At 64.0% G+C, this 14,273-nt stretch carries 15 protein-coding genes; 7 read left to right on the top strand and 8 right to left on the bottom strand.

Features of this window, described 5'->3' with window-relative positions; all coding sequences use genetic code 11:
* Window positions 1-59: 59 nt before the first annotated feature.
* On the bottom strand, window positions 60-749 hold the full coding sequence (locus tag ACSHWJ_RS01225; protein WP_010960808.1) for a YggS family pyridoxal phosphate-dependent enzyme: 690 nt from the start codon (window positions 747-749) through the stop codon (window positions 60-62).
* Window positions 750-804: 55 nt separating this feature from the next.
* Here ACSHWJ_RS01225 and ACSHWJ_RS01220 point away from each other — a divergent pair, with 55 nt between their 5' ends.
* Window positions 805-1,839 carry a type IV pilus twitching motility protein PilT gene (locus ACSHWJ_RS01220; RefSeq protein ID WP_010960809.1) on the top strand — a complete coding sequence of 345 codons (1,035 nt, stop codon included), beginning with the start codon at window positions 805-807 and terminating at the stop codon, window positions 1,837-1,839.
* A 15-nt stretch (window positions 1,840-1,854) separates the two neighbouring features.
* A complete protein-coding gene (locus ACSHWJ_RS01215) occupies window positions 1,855-2,973 on the top strand; it encodes a PilT/PilU family type 4a pilus ATPase (RefSeq protein ID WP_218797746.1) in 1,119 nt (372 codons plus the stop codon).
* 444 nt (window positions 2,974-3,417) lie between these two features.
* Here the strand turns inward: ACSHWJ_RS01215 and ACSHWJ_RS01210 are convergent, their stop codons facing one another.
* From ACSHWJ_RS01210 to metH, 7 genes are read right to left on the bottom strand one after another with little or no spacing between them, the layout of a single operon-like run.
* Window positions 3,418-5,211: a VWA domain-containing protein gene (locus ACSHWJ_RS01210; protein WP_432539182.1), complete on the bottom strand. Its 1,794-nt coding sequence runs from the start codon at window positions 5,209-5,211 to the stop codon at window positions 3,418-3,420.
* Between the two features lie 10 nt (window positions 5,212-5,221).
* Window positions 5,222-5,644: a protein YgfX gene (locus ACSHWJ_RS01205; protein ID WP_017365686.1), complete on the bottom strand. Its 423-nt coding sequence runs from the start codon at window positions 5,642-5,644 to the stop codon at window positions 5,222-5,224.
* Window positions 5,638-5,889 (bottom strand): succinate dehydrogenase assembly factor 2, encoded by a 252-nt coding sequence (locus ACSHWJ_RS01200; protein ID WP_218800094.1) that lies wholly within the window; start codon window positions 5,887-5,889, stop codon window positions 5,638-5,640. Before ACSHWJ_RS01200 ends, ACSHWJ_RS01205 begins: the two co-directional genes overlap by 7 nt.
* Complete coding sequence (locus tag ACSHWJ_RS01195) at window positions 5,886-6,668, bottom strand: succinate dehydrogenase iron-sulfur subunit (protein WP_010960814.1); 783 nt, start codon at window positions 6,666-6,668, stop codon at window positions 5,886-5,888. Before ACSHWJ_RS01195 ends, ACSHWJ_RS01200 begins: the two co-directional genes overlap by 4 nt.
* Before the next feature lie 32 nt (window positions 6,669-6,700).
* Window positions 6,701-8,110 (bottom strand): class II fumarate hydratase, encoded by a 1,410-nt coding sequence (locus ACSHWJ_RS01190; RefSeq protein ID WP_010960815.1) that lies wholly within the window; start codon window positions 8,108-8,110, stop codon window positions 6,701-6,703.
* Between the two features lie 21 nt (window positions 8,111-8,131).
* Complete coding sequence (locus tag ACSHWJ_RS01185; protein ID WP_010960816.1) at window positions 8,132-8,368, bottom strand: glutaredoxin family protein; 237 nt, start codon at window positions 8,366-8,368, stop codon at window positions 8,132-8,134.
* Complete coding sequence (gene metH, locus ACSHWJ_RS01180; RefSeq protein ID WP_432539181.1) at window positions 8,358-12,071, bottom strand: methionine synthase; 3,714 nt, start codon at window positions 12,069-12,071, stop codon at window positions 8,358-8,360. The genes ACSHWJ_RS01185 and metH overlap by 11 nt, the downstream gene beginning before the upstream one ends.
* 204 nt (window positions 12,072-12,275) lie before the next feature.
* On the opposite strand from metH, the gene ACSHWJ_RS01175 reads away from it, so the two are divergent.
* From ACSHWJ_RS01175 to sdhD, 5 genes are all read left to right on the top strand, one after another.
* Window positions 12,276-12,668 carry a hypothetical protein gene (locus tag ACSHWJ_RS01175; RefSeq protein ID WP_010960818.1) on the top strand — a complete coding sequence of 131 codons (393 nt, stop codon included), beginning with the start codon at window positions 12,276-12,278 and terminating at the stop codon, window positions 12,666-12,668.
* Window positions 12,669-12,678: 10 nt separating this feature from the next.
* Window positions 12,679-13,119, top strand: a complete 441-nt coding sequence (locus ACSHWJ_RS01170) for a hypothetical protein (protein ID WP_017365690.1) — start codon at window positions 12,679-12,681, stop codon at window positions 13,117-13,119.
* A gap of 48 nt (window positions 13,120-13,167) precedes the next feature.
* A complete protein-coding gene (locus ACSHWJ_RS01165) occupies window positions 13,168-13,380 on the top strand; it encodes a DUF2970 domain-containing protein (RefSeq protein ID WP_041361066.1) in 213 nt (70 codons plus the stop codon).
* A 95-nt stretch (window positions 13,381-13,475) separates the two neighbouring features.
* On the top strand, window positions 13,476-13,883 hold the full coding sequence (sdhC, locus tag ACSHWJ_RS01160) for a succinate dehydrogenase, cytochrome b556 subunit (RefSeq protein WP_228370308.1): 408 nt from the start codon (window positions 13,476-13,478) through the stop codon (window positions 13,881-13,883).
* A 5-nt stretch (window positions 13,884-13,888) separates the two neighbouring features.
* Window positions 13,889-14,269 carry a succinate dehydrogenase, hydrophobic membrane anchor protein gene (gene sdhD, locus ACSHWJ_RS01155; RefSeq protein WP_010960821.1) on the top strand — a complete coding sequence of 127 codons (381 nt, stop codon included), beginning with the start codon at window positions 13,889-13,891 and terminating at the stop codon, window positions 14,267-14,269.
* Window positions 14,270-14,273: the final 4 nt, after the last annotated feature.

Below are 14,273 nucleotides of genomic sequence, written 5' to 3'. Positions count from 1 at the left end.
TCCCGACTGAACAATTCCGATTATCATATTTAACGGTACGCCTTGCCGGAATCCCATGCTCACCCCTTGGCCGGCGGACGCCGGCCGAAAATCGCGGTTCCGACGCGTACCAAGGTTGTCCCTTCCGCCACTGCTGCCTCCAGGTCGTCCGACATGCCCATGGAAAGGGTGTCGAGCCCCGGCATCCCGAGTCCTTCCAGCAGTTCCCGCAGGCGGCGGAACGCGGCGCGCTGCTCCCGTTCGTCGGCGGTCGGCGCCGGAATCGCCATCAGGCCCCGGAGGCGCAGCCGCGGCAAGGCAGCGACCGCTTGCGCCAGCTCGGCCACGGCGGCCGGCGTCACGCCGGATTTGGTCGGTTCCCCGCCGATGTTGACCTGGATGCAGACATTCAAGGGGGCCCTCCCCGGGGGACGCTGATCGTTGAGGCGCTGGGCGATCTTCAGGCGGTCGATGCTATGCACCCAGTCGAAGCGCTCGGCGAGGAGACGGGTCTTGTTCGACTGGATCGGACCGATGAAGTGCCAGACGATGTCGAGATCGGCCAGGAGGTCCTGTTTCTCCATGGCCTCCTGCAGATAGTTCTCACCGAACTCCCGCTGACCCAGGTCGTAGGCCGCACGCAACACCGCGGCGGGCTGGGTTTTCGAGACGGCCACCAGACGCACCGAATCTTCCGGGCGCCCGCAAGCCTGCTCCGCCGCCCGGATTCTCTGCCGCACCGCCTGCAAATTCTCCTGGAGTTCCAGCATTCCATCCACCGTTGGCTATACTTTTGCGGTCTCGGATTTTACCCGACTGCGCCCGATGGATATCGCCGAACTGCTGGCCTTCTCGGTCAAGAACAAATCCTCCGACCTGCATCTTTCCTCTGGGTTGCCGCCGATGATCCGCGTCGACGGCGACATCCGGCGCATCAACGTGCCTCCGCTGGAGCACAAGGAAGTGCACGCCCTCATCTATGACATCATGAACGACAAACAGCGCCGCGACTTCGAGGAATTTCTGGAAACCGACTTCTCGTTCGAGCTTCCGGGCGTCGCCCGTTTCCGCGTCAACGCCTTCAACCAGGATCGGGGCGCGGCGGCCGTATTTCGCACCATTCCTTCCAAGGTCCTGACACTGGAGGAACTGGGCTGTCCGAAATTCTTCCAGGATGTCACCCGCCAGCCACGCGGCCTGATCGTGGTCACCGGCCCGACGGGTTCGGGCAAGTCCACCACGCTGGCGGCCATGATCGATTACATCAACTCCAACGACTATTCTCACATTCTGACCATCGAGGATCCGATCGAGTTCGTCCACCAGAGCAAGAAATGCCTGATCAACCAGCGCGAGGTGCACCGTAACACCTTGGGCTTCAACGAAGCCCTGCGCTCCGCATTGCGGGAGGACCCGGACGTGATCCTGGTGGGGGAAATGCGCGACCTGGAAACCATCCGCCTGGCGCTGACCGCGGCCGAGACCGGCCACCTGGTGTTCGGCACCCTGCACACCAGTTCCGCCGCCAAGACCATCGACCGCATCGTCGACGTATTTCCCGCCGCGGAGAAAGAGATGATCCGCTCCATGCTGTCGGAATCGCTGCAAGCGGTTATTTCGCAGGCTCTGGTCAAGAAGGCCGGCGGCGGCCGGACCGCGGCCTGGGAGATCATGGTCGGCACACCGGCCATCCGCAACCTGATCCGCGAGGCCAAGGTGGCCCAGATGTATTCGACGATCCAGACCGGCCGCAAGGACGGCATGCAGACCCTGGACCAGCACCTGCAGGAGCTGGTGGAGAAAGGGATCGTCACCCGGCAGGTCGCCCGCGAAGTCGCCGTCAACAAAGCCGCGTTCTAGGCGAGGAGCCCGCCCATGGAATTCGAATCGCTGCTCAAGCTGATGGTACTGAAGAAAGCGTCCGATCTCTTCATCACCGCGGCCAAGGAGCCCTGCATGAAGCTGAACGGCGCCATCGTGCCGCTGTCCAGCACCAAACTCTCCACCGACCAGGTGCGCCAGCTCGTCCTCGGGATCATGAACCAGCGCCAGCGCGACGAGTTCGAGAACACCAACGAATGCAACTTCGCCCTCTCCGCGGCCGGACTGGGCCGGTTCCGGGTCAGCGCCTTCGTGCAGCGGAACAGTCCCGGCATGGTACTGCGCAGGATCGAGACCGAGATTCCCACCGTGGAACAGCTCAATCTGCCCTCCGTCCTCAACGACCTGGTCATGACCAAGCGCGGCCTGATCCTGTTCGTGGGCGCGACCGGCACCGGCAAGTCGACGTCGCTGGCGGCGATGCTCAAGTACCGCAACGAGCACTCCAGCGGCCACATCATCACCATCGAGGATCCCCTGGAATTCGTACACCCGCACGCGGGCTGCATCGTCACCCAGCGCGAGGTCGGCATCGATACCGAATCCTACGAAGTCGCGCTGAAGAACACCCTGCGGCAGGCGCCGGACGTGATCCTCATCGGCGAGATCCGCACCCGCGAGACCATGCAGCAGGCCATCACCTTCGCCGAAACCGGCCACCTCTGCCTGAGCACCCTGCACGCCAACAACGCCAACCAGGCGCTGGATCGCATCCTCCATTTCTTCCCGGAAGACATGCATCCGCAGGTGTTCATGGACCTGTCGCTGAACCTGCGTGCCATCATCGCCCAGCAGCTCGTCAGGCGCGCCGACGGCAAGGGGCGCTATCCGGCGGTGGAAATCCTCATCAATACCCCTCTGGTCTCCGACCTGATCCGCCAGGGCGAGGTCCACAAGCTCAAGGACGTGATGAAACAGTCGCGCGAACAGGGCATGCAGACCTTCGACCAGGCGCTGTTCGAATTGTTCAAGGCGGGCAGGATCGGCTACGAGGATGCCCTCTACTCCGCCGATTCCAAGAACGAAGTCCGCTTGATGATCAAGCTCAGCGAAGAAGGCAGCATCGACAAATACGCGCCCAAGGACGACTCGATCCGGATCGTCGACAACTGAGAACGGCGGTCCGGAAATCTGCCGGACGCCTGCCGGACATGCCAGAAACCACACGACCCGTGTGATTTTACCTGCCAGCGGAGGGGTACTCCGCCCGTCCGTGCACCCCCTCCGCTCGAATTGTCTTGAACTCACGCCCGTGGCGCAGGGATTGCGGCGGTGTTGGGCGCCCTTTCACGGGCGGCCGGCACGTTCAGGACAATTCCCTCCGTAACCTGCCTGGTTCTCGCATTGGCAGTATCCCCCGCGGCCCATGCCAAGCCTTCGTTCCAGGGCATTGGCTTCCTCCCCGGAGGCAAACAGTCCGCCGCCGCGTCCGTAAGCCGTGATGTGATTGCCGGTTATGGCACGAATCCGACCGGCAAAACCGAGGGCTGGGTCGCCAAACTCAGGTGATCCGCCGCCGGGGTGGGCAGGGATTCGGGCCTTGGGACCCGGCGCCGGTCATTTGCAATGTTCCGGCTTCTCGGCATCCTTGGCGGCCCGGCGCACCATCTGGTCCAGGCTCATGCCCGATTGGGGGGTGAGCACCTCGCCACCGGTGGCCTTCGCGATGCAGCCGACGGCGCCGTCACCGACGATGTCCACTACGTTGATCTTGAGTTTGGGTTTGGCGGCTTTGACCGCCGCGGCGATGGCGCAGGGGTCCGCGTTACAACTGTCCTTGCCGTCGGATACGACGACCATGACCGCCGGCGCCCGCACACCATCCACCTTGTTCGCCGCCTGCACGATGCCGTTGCCCAGCGGCGTGCCCTTGCGCGGAATCAGGCCGTTGACCCGCTGCAGGAGCTGCCCCCGGCGGGCGCCGTCATACATACCGTAATCGGATGCCTGCGGGCAGTCCTCGAGGACCACCAGGCCGACGTCGACGTCGCCGGGCAGACCGCCGACCACGTTGTTGACGGCCTTCTGGGCTGCCATCAGCCGGGTCGGCCCGCGACCGCCCTGGATGATCGATTCGTAGGCGCCGATGAGGTCGCCACAGACCACGGGGGCGAGCAGCCCGCTGTCCGTCATGCAGCGCTCGAAGCGGGCGATGAGCTGGGCGCCGTTGCCGTCCAGAACAGACGGAATGCGCATGCTGCCGGAAGCGTCCAGCACGATCGCGACGTCCGGCGCATCCTCCGGCGGACGCTCGCCGGGACAGGGCGGCAGACTCCCCGCCGCCTGGGCCGGCCTGGGCGAGGGTTCCGGAATGGGCGAGACGGCAGGCAGCGAGCCCGTTTCGGCAGTGTCGCCGGGCGGCTTCTTGCCGCAGCGGTTCAGTTTGACGGCGAGCTGGGCTTGCAGAGCGGTCAGCTTGGCGCGCAGCCTGGCCGACTTGGCCCGTTCGCCGCTCAGTCTGGCGCCGCCGCATTTTTCCAGCGCGGCTTCCAGGTCCCGCTGCAGACCGGCGAGCCGGCCGCTCAATGCGTCGCGTTCCTTCGACAAAGCGTCGAGCGCCGCCTCACCCTGGCAGGTATCCAGACCTGCAGCCAGCTCGGCCGTCAGTGCTTCCAGTTTTCCAGCCAACAGCTCTCCCTCCCGCGCCAGAGCATCACGCTGTGCCTCGAGCGCGCATCGCCCCAGGGCCAGCGCCAGATCGGACTGGCGTGCGAGCAGGACACGCCGCAGCTCGTGACCGGTCTCCTTTTCAGCCGCGAGCATGGCGGCATGATCCGGCCCCCAGGGTGGCCAGCGCCACAGGTCGAAGAGAAAACCGGCCCATCCCAGACCGGCGGCCAAGATCAAGCCGGCCAGAACCGGCCACGGCTGGCGGAAAAGCTTCGCCGACGACCGGCCTGCAGGCGAAGAAGCGGCAGGCTCGGGCCATGTAGCTGTACCGTAGCCCCAGAAGGTCATTACCGGTTGGCCGTCGACCACGTAGATCGCGGACTGGTCCGGGAAACTCGCCGCCCGGCGCATCGCATCAGCCAGTTCCGGATCGGCGGCCGCCAGCCGCCCTGCCAGCGCCACCATGGCCTGGAGCCGGTCCTCCAGCAGGTTGCGCGCACGCCGTGAGGCCTCGCCGGACAGAGAAGTCAGTGGAATGGGCTGGCCCGCCAGCGAGGTGTACCACTCGATCCATGCGCCATCCTCGCTCGGCACGGGCTCGGCCAGGAGGGCCGCGGCCGCGGGCGAGAGATGGCGCCGCAGCGCCTCGCACAGCCGGGCGTGCCATGCCGCATCCGTCGGGCCCGCGGGCGGAAGCGGATAGGCGAAGGCCGGGGTACGGCAGATGCGCAGACGGCTCATCGGTGTCGTTTCAATGAAGAAGGCCGGCATTCCGGCCTCGCTGCGAAGCCACGCGGCAACGCAGATGGACGCGGAGGCGACGATAGGTTTCGGCGTCGACGCTGTCCCTGAATACAGGAACCGTCACCTTGCCGAACGCCGTCGAGAAATGCAGCACCACGCAGAAGGGAGACGAGAAACCCGATCCCTTCAGCTTCGCCGGGAATGCCTCTCCACCGGCCGTGGTCACGCTCCAGGCGCCCACGCCGTCGAGACGGGCGCCAAAACGCCGCTGGCTCCTAAGGAACGCGAGGTATCCCGCCAAACACAGAGTGAGTCCCAGTCTGACCGACAACGACATGCCCGCGCCCCAGATGCCGGCCAAAGCCAGCAGCCCGACGGCACAGACAGCCAACGAATGAATCCGCGAGGAGGCCGGCTCCACGATCAGCATGCTGCCTGTCCGACCAGAGTCCGGAGTTTGGCCGCCAGGGCGGCCAGCGCCGGGTCTTCGGGGCGGGCGAGGCCGGTCAGGCAACGCCAGAGGTCGGCGTCCTGCAAATCCAAAAGGCGCTCGAACGCCTGCCGTTCGGAAACGTCTGCCTCCTGATAGGCACCGTGCACATAAAGGGCGAGCACGCGGTCCAGTTCGGCCATTCCCCGGCGGCAGCTCCACAGCAGCCGGCCCCGTTGGCTCATTTTTGTCGCTCGACCAGTAGTTTTTTGATTTCGGCGATCGCCCGCGCCGGATTGAGGCCCTTCGGGCAGGCATCGGTGCAGTTCATGATGGTGTGGCACCGGAACAGTTTGAAGGGGTCTTCCAGCGCATCCAGCCGCTCGCCAGTGGTCTCGTCCCGGCTGTCGGCTATCCAGCGGTACGCCTGGAGCAGGGCGGCCGGCCCCAGGAAACGATCCCCGTTCCACCAGTAGCTGGGGCAAGCGGTGGAACAGCACGCACATAGGATGCATTCGTGCAGACCGTCCAGTTCGGCACGCTCCGCCTTGCTCTGGAGGCGCTCTCGATCCGCAGGTGGTGGGGTCTGTGCCTCGATCCACGGCTTGACCGAGGCATACTGGGCGTAGAAATGGGTCAGATCCGGCACCAGGTCCTTGATGACCGGCTGGTGAGGTAGCGGATGGATCCGGACCGGATCGCCGCAGTCGCTCAGCGGCTTGATGCAGGCCAGCGTGTTGCGGCCGTCGATGTTCATCGCACAGGAACCACATACGCCCTCGCGGCAGGATCGCCTGAACGCCAGGGTGCTGTCGATCTCGTTTTTGATTTTGATCAGGGCGTCCAGCACCATCGGACCACAGCGGTCCACGTCGACGTGGTAAGTATCCAGGCGGGGATTGCCTCCGGCATCCGGATCCCAGCGGTAGACCTGGACGATCTTCACGCGCCGCGCGCTTTCGGGCGCTGGATGGGTCTTGCCGGTCTGGACGACCGAATTCTTGGGCAGGGTGAACAGTCCCATGGTGCGGCCCTTCATGCCATCGAACGTGACGATCAGCCCGCCGCGCCGGCGGGTACACCGTGGATGCCGCCGGTGGTCAGGGCCGCCGGATCGAGCAGTCGCTCCAGTTCGGCGCGGTCCAGACCGCTCATTTCGATGGCCACCTCCAGAATCGGCCGCCCCGTCCGGTAGGCGGTCTTGGCGATTTCCGCCGCCTTCAGGTAGCCGATCACCGGGTTGAGTGCGGTGACCAGGATCGGATTCGTTGCCAGAGCCCGGCGCAGATTGTCCTCACGCACCCGGAAGTCGGCGATGGCCTTGTCGGCCAGCAGACGAGCAATGTTGGCCAGCAACTCGATGCTCTGCAGCAAGTTGTAGGCGATCACCGGCAGCATCACGTTGAGTTGGAAAGAACCCGACTGACCAGCCACCGTGATGGCGGCGTCGTTGCCGATGACCTGCGCCGCGACCATGCAGGCGGCTTCGGGAATCACCGGATTCACCTTGCCGGGCATGATGGAGCTGCCGGGCTGGAGCGCGGGCAGCTCGATCTCCCCCAGGCCAGCCAGGGGACCCGAATTCATCCAGCGCAGGTCGTTGGCGATCTTCATGATGCCGACGGCGATGGTCTTGAGCTGGCCCGACAGTTCGACTGCCGCGTCCTGGCAACTCAGGCTCTCGAAGAACGAATCGTTGGGGCGAAAAGGCAGGCCCGTGGCATCGGCCAGAGCTTCGGCGAAGGAGGAAGCGAAGGCCGGATCGGCGTTGATGCCAGTGCCCACGGCCGTGCCGCCCTGCCCCAATTTGTAAAGCCGCGGCAGACTCGCCCGCAGGCGGTCGACGCCGTTGGCGACCTGCAGCGCCCAGCCCGAGAGTTCTTGCTCCAGCCGCACTGGCATGGCGTCCATCAGATGGGTCCGCCCGGTCTTGACCGCCTTCGGATGCGCCAAGCCCTTGTAGCGTATCGTCGCCGCCAGGTGTTCCAGCGCCGGGATCAGATGTTCGTTGACTGCCAGCGCGGCACTGACGTGAATCGCCGTGGGGATGACGTCATTGCTGCTCTGCCCCATGTTGACGTCGTCGTTGGCGCTCACGGGCGTTCCCGCGCGCCGGGAAGCCAAAGTCGCCAGCACTTCGTTGACGTTCATGTTGGTGCTGGTGCCGGAACCGGTCTGGAACACGTCGACAGGAAACTGGTCGGCGTATGCCCCGCCGATGATCTCCTCGGCCGCCGCCATGATCGCCTCGCCCTTGCCTGCATCCAGATGCCCCAGCGCCACATTGACCCGGGCCGCGCACTGCTTGATCCGGGCGATCGCGCGGATGAACGCCGGCGGCAAAGCCAGCCCGCTCACCGGAAAATTGTCGATGGCACGCTGGGTCTGAGCCGCGTAGAGCGCGGAAACCGGAACCCGCAGCTCACCCATGCTGTCTTTTTCGATGCGATAGTCGTCTTGGCTCATTACCCTGTGTCCCCCTTCGATTCAGTCGTGCCCCAAAAACCGCCGCGCGGCCGCGGCGTCGAACGGCCAGTCCAGCTCGCGCCCGGCGCCATCCCGCAGCACCGGAATCCGGAGACCGTACCGCTGCAACAGATGGTCGTCGCCGAGGATGTCCACTGCCGTCGCCACCACCCCCAGCCCCGCCAGCAGCTCCCCGGCTTCCTCGCACAGATGGCAACCGTCCGTGCCGTATAGAACGAGGTCGGACTCAATCGGCATCGTAGCCGAGACTCGACGCCAGCCAGCGCTCGACCTCGCGTACCGTCATCCCCTTGCGCCGAGCGTAATCTTCGACCTGGTCGCGGCCGATCTTACCGACGTTGAAGTACTTTGCCGAAGCATGCGAAAAATACCAGCCGCTGACCGAGGAAGCCGGATACATGGCGAAGCTTTCGGTCAGTGAAATGCCGGTGTTGGCTTCGGCATCCAACAGGCGGAACAGCGTGGCCTTCTCGGTGTGATCAGGACAGGCCGGGTAACCCGGGGCCGGCCGGATGCCGCGATACGCCTCGGCGATCAGCGCCTCGTTGTCCAGCGACTCCTCCGGCGCATAACCCCAGAACTCACGCCGCACCCGCTGGTGCATCCGTTCCGCGAAGGCCTCGGCCAGCCGGTCGGCAAGCGCCTTCAGCATGATGCCGCTGTAGTCGTCATGGACCCGGGCGAACCGCTCCAACGGCGCCTCGATGCCATGGCCAACGGTCACGGCGAATCCGCCCAGGTAGTCGGCCACCCCGCTGCCGACCGGCGCGACGAAATCCGCCAGACAGTATGCGGGCTGCCCCCCCGGCTTGTCCTGCTGCTGACGCAGATGATGCAACACCGCCAGCCGCTCGGTCCGGCTTTCGTCGGTCCACAGCACGACGTCATCCCCTTCCGAATTGGCTGGAAAAAATCCAATCACGCCACGAGCGGTGAGCCAGCGCTGTTCGGTCAAGAGCGCCAGCATGGCACGGGCATCCTGCAGCAGTGTGCGGGCGTGTTCCCCTACCACCTCGTCGTCCAATATCCTTGGATAGCTGCCGGCCAGCTCCCAGGTATGGAAGAACGGTGACCAGTCGATGTATCCGGCGATCTCTTCCAGGGGGTAGGCGTCGAACACTTCCAGACCCAGCAGATGCGGCGCCGGCGGTACGTAATGCGCCCAGTCCGTATGGAAGGCCCTGGCCCGCGCCTGCTGCAGGCTCAGCAACGTACCCTGGATGCGGCGTCCGGCATGATGCCGCCGTACCTCTTCGTATTCCTTGCGCACCCGGGCCGTGAATTCGTCCTTCAGGTCGGCACTGAGCAGACTGCCCGCCACGCCGACGCTGCGCGAGGCGTCGGTCACATAGACGGTCGGCCCATGGTAATTGGGCTCGATCTTGACGGCCGTGTGCGCTCGGGACGTCGTGGCGCCGCCGATCATGAGCGGAATTTCGAAACCGAGCCGCTCCATTTCCCTGGCGACATGGACCATCTCATCCAATGAGGGCGTGATCAGCCCGGACAAGCCGATGATGTCGACGTTTTCCTCACGGGCGGTCTGCAAAATCTTGTCGCAGGGTACCATGACGCCCAGATCGATCACTTCGAAACCGTTGCACTGGAGCACCACGCCGACGATGTTCTTGCCGATGTCGTGCACGTCGCCCTTCACCGTCGCCATGAGGATTTTGCCGTTGGTGCCGACCTCGGTTCCAGCCTTCTCGGCGTCCATGTAAGGCATCAGATAGGCCACGGCCTTCTTCATCACCCGCGCCGATTTGACCACCTGGGGCAGGAACATCTTGCCGGCGCCGAACAAATCGCCGACCACGTTCATACCGGCCATCAGCGGTCCTTCGATGACGTGCAGCGGCCGTTCGAACTGCCGGCGCGCTTCTTCCGTATCGACCTCGATGAACTCGTCGATGCCTTTGACCAGCGCATGTTCCAGGCGCTTGTCCACCGGCAGCGAGCGCCAGGCCAGATCGGCCTTGCGCTCGCTGCCTGCGCCCTCCTCGCCCCGGTAACGGTCGGCAATGGCGAGCAGGCGCTCGGTGGCATCCTCACGGCGGGCGAGGATGACGTCCTCCACGGCGTCGCGCAGTTCCTCCGGCACTTCCTCGTAGATCGCGAGCTGACCGGCGTTGACGATCCCCATGTCCATCCCCGCGCGAATGGCGTGGTATAGGAACACCGCGTGGATGGCCTCACGCACCGCATCGTTGCCGCGGAACGAGAAGGAGACGTTCGACACCCCCCCCGAGACCAGCGCATGCGGCAGCCGAGACTTGATTTCGGCCACGGCCTCGATGAAATCGAGACCGTAGCGGTCGTGTTCCTCGATGCCGGTCGCCACCGCGAAGATGTTGGGATCGAAGATGATGTCCTCGGCCGGGAAGCCGGCCTTTTCAGTCAGCAGCCGGTAAGCCCGCTCGCAGATCTCGACCTTACGCTCGCGGGTGTCGGCCTGGCCCTGTTCGTCGAAAGCCATGACGATGACAGCCGCGCCGTAACGCCGCACCAACCGGGCATGGTGGAGAAAAGCCGCCTCCCCTTCCTTGAGCGAGATCGAGTTGACGATACCCTTGCCCTGGAGGCACTTGAGGCCAGCCTCCAGGATCTCCCACTTGGAGGAATCGATCATCACCGGCACGCGGGCGATGTCGGGTTCCGCGGCGATGAGGTTGAGAAACTGCACCATCGCGGCCCTCGAATCGAGCATGCCCTCGTCCATGTTGACGTCGATGATCTGGGCTCCGCTCTCGACCTGCTGGCGCGCCACTTCCAGGGCTTCATCGTACTTCGCCTCCCGGATCATGCGCCGAAATGCCGCCGAACCCGTCACGTTGGTACGTTCGCCGACATTGACGAACAGTGAGCCCGCCGTGATGTTGCAGGGTTCCAGGCCGGCCAGACGGCAGGCCGGCGGTATCTCCGGGATGCGCCGGGGCGGGAAATGCTGGACCGCGTCGTGGATTGCCTCGATGTGTGCCGGCGTGGTACCGCAGCAGCCACCGATGATGTTGAGGAAACCCTGCTCGGCCCAGTCGGCGATCTCGCGGGCCATCGCTTCGGGTGATTCGTCGTATTCGCCGAACTCGTTGGGCAGGCCGGCATTGGGATGTGCGGAGACGTACGTGTCGGCGATGCGCGAGAGTTCCTCGACGTGCTGGCGGAGCTGTTTGGCCCCGAGTGCGCAATTGAGGCCGATCGAAATCGGCCTGGCGTGGCGCAGTGAATTCCAGAAGGCCTCGGTAGTCTGCCCCGACAGCGTGCGGCCCGAGGCATCGGTAATGGTGCCGGAGATCATCACCGGCAGGGTATGGCCCTCTTGCTCGAAGAACCGCTCGACGGCGAATACGGCCGCTTTGGCATTGAGAGTATCGAAGATCGTCTCGATCAGAATGATGTCGGCACCACCATCGACCAGGCCGCGTACGGCCTCGTCGTAGGACGCCACCAGTTCGTCGAAGCCGATGTTGCGGAAACCTGGATCATTGACCGAGGGCGATATCGAGGCGGTCCGGCTGGTCGGTCCCAGGACCCCGGCGACGAAACGCGGCCGGTCCGGCGTCTGCCGGCTCATACGGTCCGCCACCTGCCGGGCCAGCCGGGCCGAAGCCACGTTGATCTCGTAGACCAGCGGCTCCATGCCGTAATCCGCCATGCTGATGCGGGTGGCATTGAAGCTGTTGGTTTCCACGATGTCGGCCCCCGCTTCCAGATAAGCCCAGTGGATGGCCTCGATCACGTCCGGACGGGTCAGCGACAAGAGGTCGTTGTTGCCCTTCAGGTCCCGCGGCCAATCGGCGAAGCGCTGGCCCCGGTAGTCGGCCTCCGCCAGCTTGTAGCGTTGAATCATCGTACCCATGGCGCCATCGAGAAACAGGATGCGTTCCTTGAGCAGACGTTTTAGGAGCGACGAACGCTCCATGGCAGTAACGGGGAGATTCATGGTCCGACGCCGGAAAGAAAAGCGCTCCATTGTATTCGCTTGGGCGCCATGGATAAACTTGGCGGGTTCCTTGCCAGATGCGAGTCAACCGGGAGACAATTCACCGGTCACTTGGGAACAGACCCGAGCGCCTCCCTCCGCCTCGCAGACGAACGGAAGGAGAGCCGCCACCCTGCAACGGGCACTTGAATGAGGAGGATCGGAATGAAGCGTTTTTCCACCCTGGCGGGCATCGCGCTGCTCGCGGGACTTTCGGCCGGCACCGCGGCCGCCGATGTTTACCTGAAAGATGCGAGCGAGATCGTGGGAACCTGGCAGCTCGAAACGGTGTCTTCCTCGCTGAAGGGCCCCAGGATCGAGGAGAACCGCACCTGGGAGTTCCGTCCCGACGGCGTCATCGTGACCTCGGGTTACAACCGGCATCTGAAGATGAACGACGTGCACGAATGGAAGTACCAGATCGTGGACGGCAAGATCTCCGCCGACGATCCCGGCCGTCCCGGCAAGACGATCGACTATGCGGTTCAAGAAAAAACCGCCGATAGCATGATATTGAGAGGAGGAATAGAAGGTTTCTATTTCTTCAAGAAACGCTAGGAGAAAAACAATGAAAATCAGCGACTTTTTGGAATTCGGTGAAGTAGACAAGAAACTTTGGATCGGTATCGCCGGGGTGAGCGCCGTCGTCATCATCCTGCTGTCGGTGTTCGCCACGACATCGCCGTTCTACTGGGTGGAACGATTCGTGATCACCATCCTGGAAATGTTCGTCCCGGGTTATCTGATCACCAAGCTCTTCTTCGACAAAGTGGCTTTTTCGGAGTACCCGGTCGCCGACAAGTTCATCGTCTCTCTCACGCTGTCCATCGCCACGGTTCAAACCCTCTACTTCCTGAGCACCTATGTGCGCACCTATGGCCTGAACGTGGACGAAGACGTGATCAGCAGTGACAAAATCGCCGTGGCCCTGGTGCTGCTGGTGATCGCCGGCGCTTTCGGGATCAAGTACTATCTGCTCCGGAAAAAAACTTCCACGCCCGCATCCTGACCGACGGTCCGAACAGGGACGTTCCGCCGCGAACCCGACGACACACCCATGTCCGAAAACTTCGACAAACCCAACCTGCTGCAAGTGATCGTCAGCACGCTTGCCGGCGCTTTCGGCGTACAGAGCGAAAAGAACCGGCTCCGGGATTTCCAGCACGGCTCGGCCAAGGCCTACATCGTGACTGGCATCATCGGCACTGTCGTTTTCGTCCTGACGGTGTACGGTGTAGTGAGGCTGGTTCTGAGCGGCGTTGGAAAGTGACGCCGGCGCCATGGATCTCCGGCACGTTCCCGAGCGATCCGCACGGAAACGGCTGCGCCTGAACCGGTGAGGCCATCGCGTCGTCCATGGAGAGAATGAACACCGAGCCGCCCCGCCCGTCCGTCCGCGAACGTCCGCTTTCTCCTCACCTCCAGGTCTATCGCCTGCCGGTCACGGCCCTGCTCTCCATCAGCCACCGGATCACCGGCGTCCTGCTTGGCATCGGCTTGATCGGGCTGGTGCTGGTGCTCATGTCAGTGGTCCAGGGGCCGTCGGCCTATGCACCGGTCCATGCCTTCCTGTCCGGCATCGCCGGCAGAAGCCTGCTTTGGATCTGGATCACCGCCCTGCTTTTCCACCTTTCCCATGGCATTCGCCACCTCGTCTGGGACACCGGCCATGGTTTCTCGCGGGATTCCCTCCTGTATTACGCGCTGGGCGAATTTGCGGCGGCTCTGGTACTGGTCCTGGCCGTCGCCATCGCCACCCTCGCCCGGAGCTGAGCCCGATGAAAAACTACCGGACTCCCCTCGCTCGGGCCCGTGGCCTCGGCTCCGCCCGCGAAGGACTGCACGACTGGTGGCGGCAGCGAGTGACGGCGGTTGCACTGGTCCCGCTGGGACTCTGGTTCGCCTTCAGCGTAGCCTTGCTTCCTTCCGCCAGCCATGCCGAGCTGGTGGCCTGGATCAACGTCCCCTGGAACACTCTGCTGCTCCTTTCCTTCATCCTGATCGCCTTCTACCACACGATGCTCGGCTTGCAGGTCGTCATCGAGGACTATGTCCATCTCGACTGGCTCAAACTGGTCGGTATCCTCGGTGTCAAACTGGTAGTCTCCTTCCTCACGCTGGCAGCTGTCTACGCCATCCTCCGCATCGTCTTCACGTAGCAGA

This window comes from Methylococcus sp. S1M (genome assembly GCF_051295855.1).
Taxonomy (GTDB): domain Bacteria; phylum Pseudomonadota; class Gammaproteobacteria; order Methylococcales; family Methylococcaceae; genus Methylococcus; species Methylococcus capsulatus.
Note: the sequence above shows the minus strand (reverse complement) of the source record. Positions and strands in the feature narration are given on the sequence as shown.